General features: G+C 44.8%; 14 protein-coding genes and 1 other annotated feature. All 14 genes read left to right on the top strand.

The features are described 5' to 3' along the window. The first annotated feature begins 2 nt into the window (after window positions 1-2). Entirely contained in the window at window positions 3-542 is a 540-nt protein-coding gene (locus tag KHZ77_RS06610) for a UvrB/UvrC motif-containing protein (protein WP_295197013.1), read from the top strand. An 11-nt stretch (window positions 543-553) separates the two neighbouring features. Beyond that, complete coding sequence (locus tag KHZ77_RS06605) at window positions 554-1,630, top strand: protein arginine kinase (RefSeq protein ID WP_295197011.1); 1,077 nt, start codon at window positions 554-556, stop codon at window positions 1,628-1,630. Window positions 1,631-1,807: 177 nt separating this feature from the next. Next, complete coding sequence (locus tag KHZ77_RS06600) at window positions 1,808-4,255, top strand: ATP-dependent Clp protease ATP-binding subunit (protein ID WP_295197009.1); 2,448 nt, start codon at window positions 1,808-1,810, stop codon at window positions 4,253-4,255. 399 nt (window positions 4,256-4,654) lie between these two features. Continuing rightward, window positions 4,655-6,028, top strand: a complete 1,374-nt coding sequence (gene radA, locus KHZ77_RS06595; protein WP_295197006.1) for a DNA repair protein RadA — start codon at window positions 4,655-4,657, stop codon at window positions 6,026-6,028. A 99-nt stretch (window positions 6,029-6,127) separates the two neighbouring features. Then, entirely contained in the window at window positions 6,128-7,276 is a 1,149-nt protein-coding gene (locus KHZ77_RS06590) for a PIN domain-containing protein (protein ID WP_295197004.1), read from the top strand. Continuing rightward, entirely contained in the window at window positions 7,273-8,451 is a 1,179-nt protein-coding gene (gene ispD, locus KHZ77_RS06585) for a 2-C-methyl-D-erythritol 4-phosphate cytidylyltransferase (protein ID WP_295197001.1), read from the top strand. The genes KHZ77_RS06590 and ispD overlap by 4 nt, the downstream gene beginning before the upstream one ends. Before the next feature lie 18 nt (window positions 8,452-8,469). Beyond that, complete coding sequence (gltX, locus tag KHZ77_RS06580; protein ID WP_295196999.1) at window positions 8,470-9,939, top strand: glutamate--tRNA ligase; 1,470 nt, start codon at window positions 8,470-8,472, stop codon at window positions 9,937-9,939. A gap of 156 nt (window positions 9,940-10,095) precedes the next feature. Continuing rightward, entirely contained in the window at window positions 10,096-11,328 is a 1,233-nt protein-coding gene (gene pepT / locus KHZ77_RS06575; protein ID WP_295196997.1) for a peptidase T, read from the top strand. A 116-nt stretch (window positions 11,329-11,444) separates the two neighbouring features. Next, window positions 11,445-11,644 (top strand) — a binding site (T-box leader). A gap of 50 nt (window positions 11,645-11,694) precedes the next feature. Next, entirely contained in the window at window positions 11,695-13,149 is a 1,455-nt protein-coding gene (gene cysS, locus KHZ77_RS06570; RefSeq protein WP_295196995.1) for a cysteine--tRNA ligase, read from the top strand. 94 nt (window positions 13,150-13,243) lie between these two features. Beyond that, window positions 13,244-13,606, top strand: coding sequence for a ribonuclease III domain-containing protein (locus tag KHZ77_RS06565; protein ID WP_295196992.1), 363 nt, complete (start codon window positions 13,244-13,246; stop codon window positions 13,604-13,606). A 45-nt stretch (window positions 13,607-13,651) separates the two neighbouring features. Further along, window positions 13,652-14,407, top strand: coding sequence for a 23S rRNA (guanosine(2251)-2'-O)-methyltransferase RlmB (rlmB, locus tag KHZ77_RS06560; RefSeq protein WP_295196989.1), 756 nt, complete (start codon window positions 13,652-13,654; stop codon window positions 14,405-14,407). A 38-nt stretch (window positions 14,408-14,445) separates the two neighbouring features. After that, window positions 14,446-15,003, top strand: coding sequence for an NYN domain-containing protein (locus tag KHZ77_RS06555; protein WP_295196987.1), 558 nt, complete (start codon window positions 14,446-14,448; stop codon window positions 15,001-15,003). A gap of 131 nt (window positions 15,004-15,134) precedes the next feature. After that, entirely contained in the window at window positions 15,135-15,806 is a 672-nt protein-coding gene (gene sigH, locus KHZ77_RS06550) for an RNA polymerase sporulation sigma factor SigH (protein ID WP_295196985.1), read from the top strand. Window positions 15,807-15,820: 14 nt separating this feature from the next. Continuing rightward, window positions 15,821-16,057, top strand: a complete 237-nt coding sequence (secG, locus tag KHZ77_RS06545; RefSeq protein ID WP_295196982.1) for a preprotein translocase subunit SecG — start codon at window positions 15,821-15,823, stop codon at window positions 16,055-16,057. Window positions 16,058-16,073: the final 16 nt, after the last annotated feature.

Raw genomic sequence — 16,073 nt, 5'->3', positions numbered from 1 at the left:
TTATGTTATGTGATGATTGTAAAAAAAATGATGCAACGGTGCATTTAACTCGTGTGGTGAACGGCAAGAAGACAGAACGTCATCTTTGCTCCACCTGTGCGGCTAAACAGTCCAACGACGGGTTAGGTGGCAGTTTCTTAAACTTCGGCACACCGTTTTTTGATAATGATTTCTTCACGAACGACTTCTTTACGAATGCGTTATATCCTGACAGCACGTTGCAGCGCCGTCAGGGCGTACGCTGTGAACAATGCGGCATGACCTTCGAAGATTTTAATCAATCCGGCAAGTTCGGCTGCGACCATTGCTACGAAGTGTTTGATGCGCAGATCGGGCCATTGGTAAAACGACTTCAAGGCTCCTTGGCCTATGAAGGCCGCGTTCCAAGTCGCGGCACCGGCGTTTTCAAGACAAAACACCAAATTAAGCGGCTTCGTCAAGAACTTGATAAAGCCATTAAGGCTGAAAAGTTCGAAGATGCCGTTCGCTTGCGTGATGAAATTAAAGTGTTGGAAGAGTCCTTACATCATAAGGCTGAATAGGAGGCTCGCACATGTTAAACACAATACTTGATGAACCGCTCAACGTGTGGTTGCGCAGTCAAGATACGAAAGAAACGATTGATTCACACATCGTATTATCCAGTCGGGTTCGCCTGGCCCGTAACTTTAAGAATATAGTATTTACAAACCGCAATGATCAAGGTGCTCTCGAAAAAGTAGACACCATGATGCGCGGTGTGTTGGGTGTATTGAAAGAAGCCGATGGCCATGAATACTCCAACATCAGTTTGAATAAATTGTCCGATGTGGAACGGGAAATTTTAGTGGAAAAACACTTAATCAGTCCGCAGATGAGCCAGAATTTGCCTCACCGCAGTTTGGTTGTATCTGATGATGCATCGGTAGCTATTATGGTCAACGAAGAAGATCACATCCGCATCCAGGCTATGGAAGCGGGGCTTCAATTGCAGAAGGCTTACGAACACGCTGTGAAAGTAGACGATGCGATTGAAAGTAAATGTGATTATGCCTTCAGTGAACGGTACGGTTACTTAACCGCCTGTCCTACGAATGTAGGTACAGGGATGCGTGCATCCGCCATGCTTCATTTGCCTGCATTAGCTATGACCGGCCGCCTGGCCCGCTTAGTTCGAAATATTATTCAGCTCGGTTACTCCGTGCGCGGACTTTACGGCGAAGGCTCCCAAGGGCTCGGCAATATTTACCAAATATCCAACCAGGTAACAATGGGTATCAGTGAAGAAGATACGATTACACAGTTAGATAAAGTATTGCAGAAACTTGTGCAGGAAGAAGTTAAGGCTCGTGAAATCATTAAAACGGGTGATATGGAAAGCTTCGAAGACCGCGTATGGCGTGCGTACGGTATTTTACAGTATGCCCGTCGTTTAACCGGTGAAGAAGCCTTGAGCCTGCTCAGCGATGTGCAGCTCGGCCGTGACCTCGGTATTTTACCGGTCGGTGATGCAGACATGTTTAACGAACTGGTAGTGACAACACGACCAAACTTCCTGAGCAAATATGCAGGTAAAGAACATATGACGGCAGCGGAACGCGACAGCTACCGCGCTAAAGTAGTTCGAGACCGTTTATTGAGAAGTAAATGATGAAAGTATGTATTTAATGTAGTAATTAAGAAGCTATAAGGCGGTTTACTCCCGGTATACAGACCGACTTACAGCGAGTAATGAAATCTCCAATTGTTAAAAGAATGTAGTAATTAAGCATGTACGAATTTTGATAGAATGTATAGGTTATGAATTAAACACAAATGAGGTGATTATATGTTGAGTAGATTTACAGACGGCGCGCAACAAGTCTTAAATATTGCGCAAGAAAAAGCTCAAGAATTCGGCCATAATTTTATCGGCAGCGAACATTTGCTCTTGGGCTTGTTGGAAGAAGGCAACAGCGTTGCTTCCAAAGCTCTCCGCGAGTTAGGTCTTGAAAGTGAAGCTTTGGAAAAAGCCATTCTCGATGAAGACGGCCGCGGCAACGGCTACGACAGTTCCATTGAAATGACACCGCGTACTAAGCGAATTTTGCAATTGGCTGTGGATACAGCAAACCGCATGCAGCATAGCTATGTAGGGGCTGAACATATCCTGTTGGGCATCCTTCGCGATGGCGGCGGCATTGCAGTAAGCATTTTGCAACGATTCGGCATTCGTGGCGAAGATATTGTACAATCCATTAACAACTTGATCGGCGGTGCCGATGCAAATGGTGAAGGCAAAGGCGGTGCAGAAGCTAAGGGCAACAGCAATTTAGGTGCTCTTGACGGTTTTGCCACCGACTTGAATGAACAGGCTAAACAAGGTAAGGTTGACCCTGTTATTGGCCGTGACAATGAAATTAACCGTGTTATCCAGATTTTAAGCCGTCGTACTAAGAACAATCCTGTGCTTATCGGTGAACCTGGTGTAGGTAAAACAGCCATTGCCGAAGGGTTGGCACAGCGCATTGTAAGTCAGAACGTACCTGAAATTCTCCGCAATAAACGCATTATTTCTTTGAGCCTTACCGCTATGGTGGCCGGTGCGAAATACCGTGGCGAATTTGAAGAACGTTTGAAAAAAGCCATTGATGAAGTGCAAAAACACGATGATATGATTATCTTCATCGACGAATTGCATACATTGATCGGTGCGGGCGCATCGGAAGGTGCTATGGATGCGGCTAACATTTTAAAACCTGCCTTGGCTCGTGGCACATTCCAAGTTATCGGTGCCACCACATTGGACGAATACAAGAAACACATTGAAAAAGACGCCGCTTTGGAACGTCGTTTCCAACCTGTTCTTGTAGGCGAACCAAGTGAAGAAGACGCATTGGCTATTTTAACCGGCTTGCGTGACCGCTACGAAGCGTTCCACAAAGCTAAAATCACTGATGCGGCTTTGAAGGCGGCTGTAGAATTGTCCAACCGCTACATTTCCGACCGTTTCTTACCTGATAAGGCGATCGACGTAATGGATGAAGCAGCATCTAAAGTGCGTATGAAAGTATTTACCGCACCACCTGATGTGAAGGAATTGGAACAGAAGTTAGCCCGTCTTGAAAAAGAAAAAGAAGAAGCAATTGTAGCTCAAAACTTCGAAAAGGCAGCCGAACTTCGTGATGAAGCCAAGAAAATCGGCGATGAAATCGAATCGAAACAGTCTGCACGCAGCAAGAAAGACGAAGAAAAACTTGTTGTTACAGAAGATGATATCGCCGCTGTAGTAGCTCAGTGGACCGGTGTTCCGGTAGCAAAATTGAAAGAAGAAGAATCGCAACGTTTGATGCATTTGGAAGATGAACTTCATCAGCGTGTAGTCGGTCAGGATGAAGCTGTTGTGGCTGTAGCTAAAGCAGTACGTCGTGCCCGTGCAGGCCTTAAAGATCCAAAACGTCCAATCGGTTCCTTCCTCTTCCTCGGTCCTACCGGTGTTGGTAAAACTGAATTGGCTCGTTCCTTGGCCGCCAACTTGTTCGGTGATGAAAACGCCATGATTCGTCTCGATATGTCCGAATACATGGAAAAACACACCGTATCTCGTTTAGTCGGAGCGCCTCCGGGCTATGTTGGTTATGATGAAGGCGGTCAATTGACTGATGCCGTTCGTCGTAAACCATATAGCGTAATCCTCTTCGACGAAGTGGAAAAGGCGCACAGCGATTTCTTCAATATCTTGTTACAAGTATTGGATGACGGTCGTTTAACCGACAACCAAGGCCGTACCGTAGACTTCAGAAATACGGTGATTATCATGACAAGTAACTTGGGTTCCAACTACTTGAAAGAAGACAGTGCGGCTATGGGCTTCCTGGCAGCTAAAAACAAAGATGCCGGCAAAGAAGGCGACAGCTTTGAAAGTGCTAAGAAGAATACTATGGATGCAGTAAAACGTCATTTCCGTCCTGAGTTCTTGAACCGTATCGACGAAATGATCGTATTCCATCCATTGACCGGTGACGATTTGAACAAGATTGTTACTATCATGTTGAAGAGTGTAACTAAACGTCTTGAAGAACGGAATATTACATTAGAAGTATCTCCTGAAGCCATGGCGATCTTAGTTAAAGAAGGTTCCGACTTTGCCTTTGGTGCCCGTCCATTAAAACGTGCTATCCAACGGCTTGTGGAAGACCCTATCTCTGATTTAATTTTAAATGGTGAGGTGGTAGACGGCACAACAATTAAAGCTGACGCCAAAGACGACTCCATTGTAATGAGCGTGAAAGCGTAAGAATATTGTTAATGTAGTTAAACTTCTATTAACGTCAGTTAAATTTCTATTAATGTAAATTAATTGTTTGTTACAAATTGTCCAAATTATGTAATCTGTTTATATAAATATTGCACTAAGTCACGGATTTTCGTTCATTCCATATAAAATTTAATCCTCCGTGGAATGTAGAGAGTCCGTGACTTTTTATTTATATTAAAAAAGTCATGGAAAAGTAATAAATCTCTTAACCTGAACGGCCTTTTTGTGATATGATTATAGTTAACGACTTAACGGAATACATGTATATAAAATGTATATATACTATAGTGTGCAATGGTTATACGTGTTGTTGAAACATATAGTAGGCAGAAGCTACTATGTGCTATTGCAATGTAAGAAGTCAATAGAGGGGAAACAATGGCAAAAGTTAAGACCATGTATTTCTGCAATAATTGCGGCGCCGAATCGCCACGCTGGCTCGGCAAATGTCCTCAATGCGGACAGTGGAATACGATGGTAGAAGAAGTGGTGCGTGAAACCAATACAAAGGGCACGGCCGCCTACGCACCGGTTGATCGGAAAGCAACTAAACCGGTGGCACTGGCCGATATAAAAACGGAAGATGCGCCGCGCATTTCCACCACATTCGGTGAAATTGACCGCGTGTTGGGTGGCGGCATTGTACCGGGCGCATTGATGCTTTTAGGCGGTGATCCGGGCATCGGCAAATCTACGTTATTGCTGCAAGTGTCTGGGGTCGTGGCGGAACGCCAAGGGTATGTACTGTATGCATCCGGCGAAGAGTCTCAGATGCAGTTGAAGCTACGTGCGGAACGTTTGGCGATTAAGGGTAAAAATCTGTCGGTTATGGCAGATACGAACCTGGATTCTATATTGCAGGAAGCGACTAAGAACAAACCGGTTTTGTTAGTCATCGACTCCATCCAAACCATGTTCACGGATCAGCTTGATTCCGCTCCGGGCAGTGTAGGGCAGGTGCGTGAGTGTACAGCGCGTCTATTGCGTTTTGCGAAGGAACAGAATGTGCCGGTAATTATTATCGGTCATGTAACGAAGGACGGTAATATTGCAGGCCCTCGTATGTTGGAGCATATGGTGGACGTGGTGCTCTATTTTGAAGGAGAGCGCTCCTACCAGTTCCGTATTTTGCGAGGCATCAAGAATCGTTTCGGGTCCACTTCGGAAACCGGTCTGTTCGTCATGGAAGAGGAAGGGCTTGTAGAACTGCTCAATCCGTCGGCTACCTTGTTGGCGGAGCGCACGGAAGATGAAATTGGTTCTGCTGTTATGGCATATTTGGAAGGAATTCGGCCAATCCTTGTAGAAGTACAAAGCTTAGTGGCCACTACCGCTTTCGGTATGCCGCGCCGTACATCTATCGGGTATGACTTGAACCGCCTTATCGTGCTGCTGGCCGTACTGGAAAAACGCTGTAATTTCAACTTGGGCAACAAGGACGTGTACATCAATGTTATTGGCGGGTTAAAGGTGAATGAACCGGCCTGTGACTTATCAGTGGCGGCGGCCATCGTGTCCACTCTGAAGAATCAACCGGTACCGTCCGATATGGTTATCCTTGGTGAAATCGGGCTCACAGGGAACATTCGCAGCATACCTCGTATTGAGCAGCGAATCATGGAAGCGGCCAAGATGGGTTTCACCAAGTTCATTGTGCCGAAAGGAAACACAAAACAGCTTAAAATCGACCGTTCGGACATTACTGTTCACGGCGTTACAGGTGTGGAAGAAGCGATGCGTATCATTTTCTGAGCATTGATAAACAGTGCAAAAAAATATGAAAAATTTTATGAATTATTTATAATTTTGATGTACAATATATAGAGACATATGGGAAAGGGGGTGAATCGAATGATTTACAAAATATTACGTTATGTCATAGCCTTATTGGTCGGTATTATGGGATACGTGTTGACTGATAACTTTATGCCTGTTTGGGAACCTATTATTGATGTGAAATTCTGGACGATGGGCTTCTTCGGAGTGTCCGTTATGAAAGTGTTAGCGCTTACGTTAGGTGGTTTATTAGGCGCTATTATCGGGTATATTATTTCTATGCCTATCATCAATCAAGGTCTTCGTTTGGCAAAAAATTTAGAGCGACTTTTATCTCATATTCCTAGCCAAGACTTAATGGCCGGCACAGCCGGATTACTCTTTGGACTCATAATAGCAAACTTAATTGGCTTGGCATTTCATCAAGTACCTATTATCGGATCGTATATCCCTATTATTTTGAGTGCTATCTTCGGCTATATCGGCATGCGCCTGGCGTCTAACAAGGGCCCTGAGCTATATAACAACTGGCTTCAGAACCGCATGTTGAACCGAGATAAGAAGAAAGAGGCGGCGCCTGCAAAAGCGGTACAGCCGGCTATTTCCGAATTTGAATCTATTTCTGTGGCCAAATTATTGGACACATCGGTTATTATTGACGGTCGTATTGCAGAACTTTGCACTACCGGCTTCTTGGAAGGACCGCTTGTAGTGCCTTTGTTCGTATTGGAAGAGTTGCAGTTTATTTCCGACTCCTCCGACGTGTTGAAGCGTAACCGCGGTCGTCGCGGCCTGGATATTTTACAGAATATGCAGCAGAAGGAAGACATTCCTATTAAAGTAATTGCCGACGACTATGATGACATTTCGGAAGTGGATTCCAAGTTAATGCGTTTGGCAATGGAAAAACACTGGAAGATTATTACCAATGACTTTAACTTAAATAAAGTGGCAAGCTTACAGGGCATTTCCGTATTGAACCTTAACGAGTTGGCCAATACGTTGAAACCGGCTATGATTCCGGGCGAATGGATTCGCGTTCAGGTTATCAAGGAAGGTAAAGAAGACAAGCAAGGCGTGGCGTACTTAGATGACGGTACTATGATCGTTATTGAAAATGGCGCAGAATACGTGGATACTTCCATTGACGTTATGGTTACTTCCGTACTTCAAACCAGTGCGGGACGTATGATTTTCGCCCGTGCGAAAGGAAATAAAGAATGATAAGTTGTATTTTATTGGCTGCCGGTGCAGGCAAACGCATGCAATGCGATACGAATAAAGTATTCCTCCAGCTGGGACAATACTCCGTGCTGCAATGGAATTTAGTTCATATGGCCGAAGCGCCTCAGATTACTGAAATCGTAATCGTTACGGCGCGCGGCGAAGAAGCGCTTGTTCAGTCTCAGGTAGAGGCGGTGCAGGCAAAGTTGCCGGCCCTGCAGTCGGTGAAAATACACTTTGTAAATGGCGGTAAAGAGCGTCAGGACTCTGTACGTCAAGGTGTGCTGGCTTTAAGTGAAGAGGCACAAATCGTCCTCGTTCATGACGGAGCCCGCCCTATGGCGCGAGGTCCTTTGTTTACGGCTGTGGCTGAGGCGGCATCTGTTCACGGTGCCGCCGTGGCTGCCGTACCGGCCATTGACACCATTAAAACAGTGGATGCGGATCTCATGGTGGAATCTACGCCGCCGCGAGAGACGATGTACACGGTACAGACTCCGCAAGGTTTCCGTCGCGAAATCCTGGAGGCTGCGCAGGCCTATGCGGAGAAGACCGGTTTTCTGGGAACAGATGACACATCCTTGGTGGAACACTGGGGTCGTCCGGTCAAGATTGTACAAGGTGATTATAAAAACAGTAAATTAACTACGCCGGAAGATATTATTAAGGCGAAACATTATTTAGGAGTGGTGGAACCGATGATGCGCGTAGGCTTTGGGTATGATGTACACCGATTCAAAGAAGGTCGTCCCTGCATTTTAGGGGGCGTACAGATTGAAAGCTCCATTGGCCCGGATGGGCACAGTGATGCGGATGTATTACTCCATGCGCTCATGGATGCGCTGCTCGGTGCGGCCGGCATGCCGGATATCGGCTACTGGTTCCCGCCGGAAGATGATGCCTATAAAGGGGCGTCCAGCATGGATTTACTGGAACATGTAGTGAAACTACTACAACAAAAAGGATTTAAGGCGTATAATGTAGATATTATGGTGATTGCAGAAGCACCAAAACTGAAACCTCACGTAGAGGCTATGAAGCAGAATATCAGTCGAGCCCTCGGAATTACCGAAGATTTTATCAGTGTAAAAGCAACTACACATGAAAAACTTGGTGCTTTCGGGCGCAAGGAAGGACTGGCTGCGCAAGCAGTAGTTACCATCTGCAAGCTATAGAGAAAGGATTTTTTTATTATGTCAAAGATGAAAGTCAGATTTGCTCCAAGTCCAACAGGACCCTTTCATATCGGCGGGGCACGCTCCGCATTGTTCAACTGGTTGTTAGCGCGCAAAGAAGGCGGCACATTCTTACTTCGTATTGAAGATACCGACCTTGCACGTTCCACCAGAGAGAGCGAAGAAAACATTAAAGCCGCTCTCAAATGGCTCGGTATGAACTGGGATGAAGGTATTGATGTAGGCGGTGAAAACGGCCCATACCGTCAGACCGAACGTCTCGATATATATAAAGAGATTACCAATCCTTTATTGGCGGAAGATAAAGCATACTATTGCTACTGCTCCGAAGAAGAATTGGAAGCGGAACGTCAGAAACAGCTTGAAAAAGGTGAAACTCCAAAATACAATGGCCATTGCCGTCATTTGACAGAAGAACAAATTGAAGCTTACAAAGCGGAAGGTCGCAAACCGACTGTACGTCTTCGTGTACCGCTCAATGAAACCTTCGCTTTCGACGACATGGTACGCGGTCATGTATCCTTTGACTCCAACGGTGTAGGTGACTTCGTAATTGTAAAATCCGACGGAATTCCTGTATATAACTATGCGGTGGTTATTGATGACCATACTATGGAAGTGACCCATGTAATTCGTGCGGAAGAACATTTATCCAACACACCACGCCAGATTGCTATTTACAATGCATTGGGCTGGGAAGTACCTGTATTCGGTCACATTTCCCTTATCTTGGGCAAAGACTACAAGAAAATGAGTAAACGCCATGGTGCCACTTCGGTTGACCAATACCGTCAATTAGGGTACTTGCCAGAAGCTATCAACAACTTCCTCGCATTACTCGGCTGGGCTCCGGATGGCGAACAGGAATTGTTTACTCAAGAAGAATTGATTCAGAATTTCTCTATGGACCGCGTTGCTAAAAATCCGGCCGTATTTGATATTGATAAATTGAACTGGATCAACTTCAACTATATGAAGAACTTGAGCGATGAAGAGTTATATGAACTTTGCCTCCCTCATTTACAGGCAGCCGGCTATGCGAGCGAAACACCTGATGAAGCGGAAAAAGCAAAACTCATCATGCTCTGCGTATGCTTGAAAGATCACATCAGCTTTGGCGCTCAGATTAAAGACGAAGCGAAGTTGATTTTCGAAGATAAAGAAGTGCCTACTGACGAAGAAAAGGCGGAAATCGATGCAGTATTGGCGGAAGAATCCTGTCCGGTAGTACTTAAAGAATTCCGTGATGCTGTGGCGGCACTGGATGAAATTTCTCCTGAAGTAGTAAAAGCGACTATCAAAGGCATTATGAAGAGTACGAAGCTGAAAGGCAAATTCGTATTCATGCCGATTCGCATTGCTACAACCGGCCAAATGCATGGTCCGGACCTTAACTACATCATTACCTTATTCGGTAAAGAAAAGACATTACAACGTCTTGATGAAACAATCGCTACGCTAGGGTAACGATAAGGATTATAGATCGGCTAACTGAATAAGGGAGCCGGTCTATATTTTTATATCCTTAGAAAATGAAGAGAGCAGTTAATCGAATCGGGGATTTTTCAATCAGCATGAAATAGTACGTGCTGACAGTGTTTCTTTCGTTATGGAGGGATTAGTATGGAAACAATGGTGGAACGCTTTTTACGTTATGTAAAAACCAACACGCGCTCGAATGAAGAATCGAAGACTGTACCAAGTACGCAAAGTCAGGTTGAATTCGCGAAAGTCTTGGCACAGGATTTGAAAGACTTAGGCTTAAAGGACGTTAAAATTAACGAATCCAACGGCTTCGTCATTGGCGCATTACCTGCTAATACAGATGCAAACGTGCCCGGTATCGGCTTTATCGCTCACATGGATACTGCAGATTACAATGCGGAAAATATTACACCGCGCATTATTGAAAACTACGACGGCACAGACATTGTGCTCAATGAAGAACCTAAATTAGTATCTACGGTTCAAAATTTCCCTAACTTGAAGAACTATGTAGGGCAGACCTTAATCGTAACTAACGGTTTGACATTACTCGGCGGCGACGACAAAGCCGGTATCGTTGAAATCATGGAAGCGCTTCGCTACTTCGTGGAACATCCGGAAGTAAAACATGGCTTGATTATGTGTGCCTTCGGTCCTGACGAAGAAATCGGCGTAGGCGCTAACTTGTTCGACGTTAAAGATTTCCCTGTAGCTTACGCTTACACAGTGGATGGCACTCGTCTTGGCGAATTGGAATACGAAACATTTAATGCGGCCGGTGCAACGGTTGAATTAAAAGGCGTATCCGTTCATCCGGGCTCCGCTAAAAATATCATGATTAACTGTAATAAATTGGCTATGGAATTTGATCGCATGTTACCACAATGCGCCGTGCCTGAACTTACAGAAGATCATGAAGGCTTTATCATGCTCTATGATATGCAAACCGGTGTGGAAAGCGGCGTATTGAACTACTTAATCCGCGACCATGACCGCGCTCAGTTCGAAGGCAAAAAACAGTACTTCGAATTGGCTGCCAAAGTTCTTAACGAACGTTACGGCCGTGAAGTTGTTAAATTGACTATCAAAGACCGTTACTACAATATGTATGAAGTGATTAAAGACCATATGGAATGTGTAGAACTCGCATCGGCAGCTATGAAGAATGCCGGCGTAGAACCAATCGTACAGGCGATTCGCGGCGGTACAGATGGTTCCAAGATTTCCTTCATGGGTATTCCAACACCAAACATTTTCACCGGCGTGGAAAACTTACACGGCCCTCATGAATTTGCCTGTGTGGAACACATGAACTTGGCTGTACAGACCATCATCGGTATTTGCACGGAAGCACACAAAACAGCTAAATAATGGCTGTATGATTCCACAGCGCATAAACAATTCGTTACCTTGATTCCAGGGCCTGTCGTTTGACTTTAACAATTTTTTGTGATACTATTTACTATATATAGAAAAAAATTGTTTTACAAAAGACGATGATTGAAAAAAGTACTTTGTGACTAACTTTACAGCGAGAACTATATAGTGTGAGAGTTCAAGTATAGACAGAGGAAATGCCTTCAGGAGTTGACGGGCTGAACCTAAGTAGGCTTGTCCGGTAGCGCCCGTTAAGCGTCTAAGAGGGGTAAAATCTAACAGAGTGGAACCGCGGGCCACCGTCTCTGTAATGAGATGGTGGTCCTTTATTATTTTAATGGAAGTGAGGCATCGGTGACGATGAGAGAAATTAAAGTATTCAATACTATGACGAGAGAGAAAGAAGTGTTTAAGCCGGTTAAGGAGGGTGAAGCGAAGATTTACGTTTGTGGTGTTACACCATATAACCATCCTCATATCGGCAACGCCCGTCCGTTTGTAACATGGGACGTAATTCGTCGCTATTTGACTCATGTAGGTTATAAAGTAACATATGTGCAGAACTTTACCGATGTGGATGACAAAATCATCAACACATCCAATGGTGAAGGTGTAAAATGGGATGTTATTTCCAACCGCTACATTGATTCTTATTTTGAAGTAATGGATGCACTTCATGTGCGTCGTGCAGATCTTTATCCACGTGTTTCCGAACATATTGAAGAAATCATTGCCATGATTTCCGCATTGGTGGAAAAAGGATTTGCTTATGAACTTGACGGCGACGTATATTACAGCGTAGAAAACTTCCCTGAATACGGCAAATTATCCGGCCGTACGTTGGACGATATGGAAGCAGGCGCTCGTGTAGACGTTAACGACCGCAAGAAAAACCCTATGGACTTTGCTTTGTGGAAAGCGGCTAAACCGGGTGAACCTTTCTGGGAAAGCCCTTGGGGCAACGGTCGTCCTGGCTGGCATATCGAATGCTCCGCTATGAGTACTAAGTACTTAGGCGATGAATTCGATTTCCATGGCGGCGGCAGCGACTTGATTTTCCCTCACCATGAAAATGAAATTGCGCAGTCCGAAGGTTGTACAGGACATCATCCGTTCGTGCGCTACTGGTTGCACAACGGTTTCATCACCATTAACCAGGAAAAAATGAGTAAATCTCTTAATAACTTCTTCTTGGTTAAAGACATTTTAGCAGAATACAGTCCTGACGCATTGCGTTACTTCTTGCTCAGCACTCATTACCGCAGTCCATTGGACTTCAGCGATGAACGCCTTGAAGAAGCTAACAAATCGTTAGAACGTATGAATACAGCCATTGAAAACTTATTGTATTTGGAAGCGCAAGAAGAAGGCGAATGCGATAAGGAAGCGGCTGAATTACTTGAAAAAGCACGTACTTACAGAGATGAATTTGAAGCAGCTATGTCTGATGACTTCAACACGGCTCTTGCAGGTTCTCCAATGTTCGGCTTGGCAAAAGAAATCAATATTTACTACCAGGCTGTTCAGAACTGCAACGGCAAAGTTTGTCATGAAACATTAGCAGAAGTTAAAGAAATCTTCAAGATGATGACTGATATCTTGGGCATTTTAGAACAATCCTGGGAAGGTAAGGCTACCGGTGCCGATGCAGAAGCTTACGAACAGTTGATGCAGGTTGTACTTAATGTGCGTCAAAAATGTCGTGAACAGAAACATTGGGAATTAGCCGATGCTATTCGCGACGAACTCGCCAATATCGGTATTGTTATCGAAGATTCTCCACAAGGGGCACGGTGGAAGAAACGTGAAGTTTAAGCGCTATCAATTTTTGAAAAGCACAGCCATTGAAAAATTAAAAAAGCGTAATCTACATGAGGGAGTGACACTGTCGCAAGCAGAGGACTCCCTCATGCTTGCCTATATAGGTGATGCGGTGTTCTCCCTGTTTGTGCGAGGGCATATGTGTTCCTTAGGCATTACCAAGGTTCAGGTGATCCATACGCTGGTAACTGAATGTATCTGTGCGAAAATGCAGTCCAAGGCACTGTACTTCTTGGAAGACGAAAACTTGTTGACCGAAGAAGAAATGCAGATTGCCAAACGGGCTCGCAACAGTAATGTAAATGTGCCGAAGAGCGCCACTGTGCAGGAATATCGAAACAGTACGGCCTTTGAAGCACTGATTGGCTATTTATATAGCAATAAACGAGAAGAACGATTGGCTGAGATTATGGAAAAAGCCTTTTCGTTTATGATTGAAGAAATAAGTTAATACAATTATTTTAAAATAAGGAATTGATTGATAAAGGAGTATATAATGAGTGATTATATTGTGGGGCGTAATGCGGTGCGCGAAGCCTTGCGCAGCGGACGTACGATTCAGAGACTCTTTATAACCAACGAGAAGTTACAGGGCTCCTTACAGGAAATCGTAAAACTTGCGAAAGACCGCCATGTGGAAATTCGCAAGGTGAATGAACAGCAGTTAAGCAAATATGCGGACGGCGTTGTTCATCAAGGCGTGGTGGCATTGGTGGCATCCGTCAAATTTGCCGAGTTACAGGATGTATTGAACGAATTTGAAGCACGTCAGGCCGCTGAAGGGGCAGAGAAAAAGGCCGCTCCTTTGTTGGTACTTTTAGATGGCATCGAAGACCCGCATAATATGGGCGCCATTATTCGTACAGCCGAATGCTGCGGTGCGACGGCTGTTTTGATTCCGAAACGCCATAATGCACCGATTAATGCAACTGTAGCTAAAACATCGGCCGGTGCGTTGGAATTTATTCCGCTCGTGCAGGTGGGCAATGTGGCACAGACCATTGAAGACTTGAAGAAACAGGGCTTCTGGGTACTGGGCGCGCATATGGAAGGGCAACAGACCTTGTACCAAGCTGATATGACAGTTCCGTTGGTGCTGGTTATCGGCAATGAAGGTAAGGGCTTAAGCCGTCTTACGAAAGAAAAATGCGATTATTTAGTTACGATCCCTATGTATGGTGAACTCAACTCCTTGAATGCATCCGTTGCGACCGGCATTTTACTGTATGAAGCAGTACGTCAGCGCCAATAAGACATTGCATCGGTGCGGATAAAAGAAGAGAGGCAGTCATGAAAGCGGACATTTTAATTGTTGACGGCTACAATGTTATATTTTCGTGGCCGGAATTAAAAAGAATAAGTAAAGAATCCCTGGAGCATGCCCGTCGCCGTATCCGAGACATACTGCAGAATTACGGCAAGCATAAGGGATATCATATTGTGCTCGTATTCGACGGTACTTATGCACATCAGTTGCCATCCGGGGCCAATGCCTATAAAGGCGAGGACTTTACGGAGATCTATACGGCGGACGAAGAAACGGCGGACTCCTGTATTGAACGCATTGTGTTCGAACTTCGTCACTCTTATAATAATGTGTATGTGTGCACTTCGGACTATGCGGAGCAAAGCCAGGTGCTGGGATTCGGGGCCTTGCGTATCTCCAGTCGCGAACTTAAGGGGCAGGTGGAGCGCGCGAAGATCGATGAACAGCGCTATTATAAGGGCATTCATAAAGGTGATACGATGACGATGCAGCGCAATGAGTTGGGGCATCAGATCGATGATACCATTGCGGTTGACTGGGAAACCTTGCGGCGCGGTAAAAAGACGCCAAAGGGAAATTAATCGTAGGGGAATGATTTTAGAAGTCATTAATAAACAAAGGGAGAAAGCGGTACAATAGTATTGCAGAACTTTCATTGTTAAAGTATAATGATACGTATACTGGCAGGCGTGTGCAATCGGGGGAGGCTACCATGAATTCAGACCCATATATGAAAGAAGAGTACAAACGATATATAGGTTTGACGGATGAAGAGGTAGTCAAGCTTTCGCGAGAGCATGACGATCCTGTGGCGGTTGATTATTTGGTGGACAAGTACAAGAACTTTGTCCGGGCAAAAGCGCGTTCCTATTTTCTTATCGGAGCGGATAAGGAAGACATTATTCAGGAAGGCATGATTGGCTTATATAAGGCGACCCGTGATTTTAAAGATGACCGGTTGGCGTCGTTTAAAGCCTTTGCGGAGCTTTGCGTGACCAGACAAATTATTACCGCAATTAAAACGGCAACAAGACAGAAGCATATTCCACTTAATTCTTACGTTTCTTTAAATAAACCGATTTATACGGATGAGCCGGAACGCACGTTGATGGATGTTATCATGGAAGGTCAGGGGACCGATCCGGAAGAACTGTTCATCAATAGGGAAGAGTTTTCTGATATTGAAGCTAAAATGGGCGCCATACTCAGTGATTTGGAAGGCAAGGTCCTTATGGGATACTTGGATGGGAAATCCTATCATGAGATAGCGGCCGAAACGAATCGAAGTGTAAAATCTATCGATAATGCGTTGCAACGGGTAAAGCGCAAGCTAGAAAAATACCTGGAACATCGTAATAAAGCGATGAAACATAATGAAATGTAGGAAGGATGACAGTTGTGAGAAATTTTTTAATGTTTGCTGAGGTAGTAGTTTCCATTTTGTTGATTTTAGTAGTTATTATGCAGTCCAGTAAGAGTGCCGGCATGGGCGGTGCTGTAAGTGGTGCTGCTGATTCCGTATTTGGCGGTAAAGCACGCGGTATCGACGGTCTTTTGTCCCGTTTAACCGTAATTTTGGGTATCGTATTTGCGTTGCTCAGTTTAGGTCTTGGAATTTACTTAAATCAATACTAATTGGAAGCCTGCCGTG

The sequence above is a fragment of the Veillonella sp. genome (assembly GCF_018364065.1).
GTDB lineage: Bacteria > Bacillota > Negativicutes > Veillonellales > Veillonellaceae > Veillonella_A.
The sequence above is the reverse complement of the archived record's forward strand: the minus strand, read 5'-3'. Positions and strand labels throughout refer to the sequence as shown.

Excerpts from the sequence above, each read along its gene's own strand:
- KHZ77_RS06610 (WP_295197013.1), top strand. The coding sequence starts at position 3 with ATGTTATGTGATGATTGTAAAAAAAATGATGCAACGGTGCATTTAACT.
- KHZ77_RS06605 (WP_295197011.1), top strand. The coding sequence starts at position 554 with ATGTTAAACACAATACTTGATGAACCGCTCAACGTGTGGTTGCGCAGT.
- KHZ77_RS06600 (WP_295197009.1), top strand. The coding sequence starts at position 1,808 with ATGTTGAGTAGATTTACAGACGGCGCGCAACAAGTCTTAAATATTGCG.
- radA (WP_295197006.1), top strand. The coding sequence starts at position 4,655 with ATGGCAAAAGTTAAGACCATGTATTTCTGCAATAATTGCGGCGCCGAA.
- KHZ77_RS06590 (WP_295197004.1), top strand. The coding sequence starts at position 6,128 with ATGATTTACAAAATATTACGTTATGTCATAGCCTTATTGGTCGGTATT.
- ispD (WP_295197001.1), top strand. The coding sequence starts at position 7,273 with ATGATAAGTTGTATTTTATTGGCTGCCGGTGCAGGCAAACGCATGCAA.
- gltX (WP_295196999.1), top strand. The coding sequence starts at position 8,470 with ATGTCAAAGATGAAAGTCAGATTTGCTCCAAGTCCAACAGGACCCTTT.
- pepT (WP_295196997.1), top strand. The coding sequence starts at position 10,096 with ATGGAAACAATGGTGGAACGCTTTTTACGTTATGTAAAAACCAACACG.
- cysS (WP_295196995.1), top strand. The coding sequence starts at position 11,695 with ATGAGAGAAATTAAAGTATTCAATACTATGACGAGAGAGAAAGAAGTG.
- KHZ77_RS06565 (WP_295196992.1), top strand. The coding sequence starts at position 13,244 with ATGCTTGCCTATATAGGTGATGCGGTGTTCTCCCTGTTTGTGCGAGGG.
- rlmB (WP_295196989.1), top strand. The coding sequence starts at position 13,652 with ATGAGTGATTATATTGTGGGGCGTAATGCGGTGCGCGAAGCCTTGCGC.
- KHZ77_RS06555 (WP_295196987.1), top strand. The coding sequence starts at position 14,446 with ATGAAAGCGGACATTTTAATTGTTGACGGCTACAATGTTATATTTTCG.
- sigH (WP_295196985.1), top strand. The coding sequence starts at position 15,135 with ATGAATTCAGACCCATATATGAAAGAAGAGTACAAACGATATATAGGT.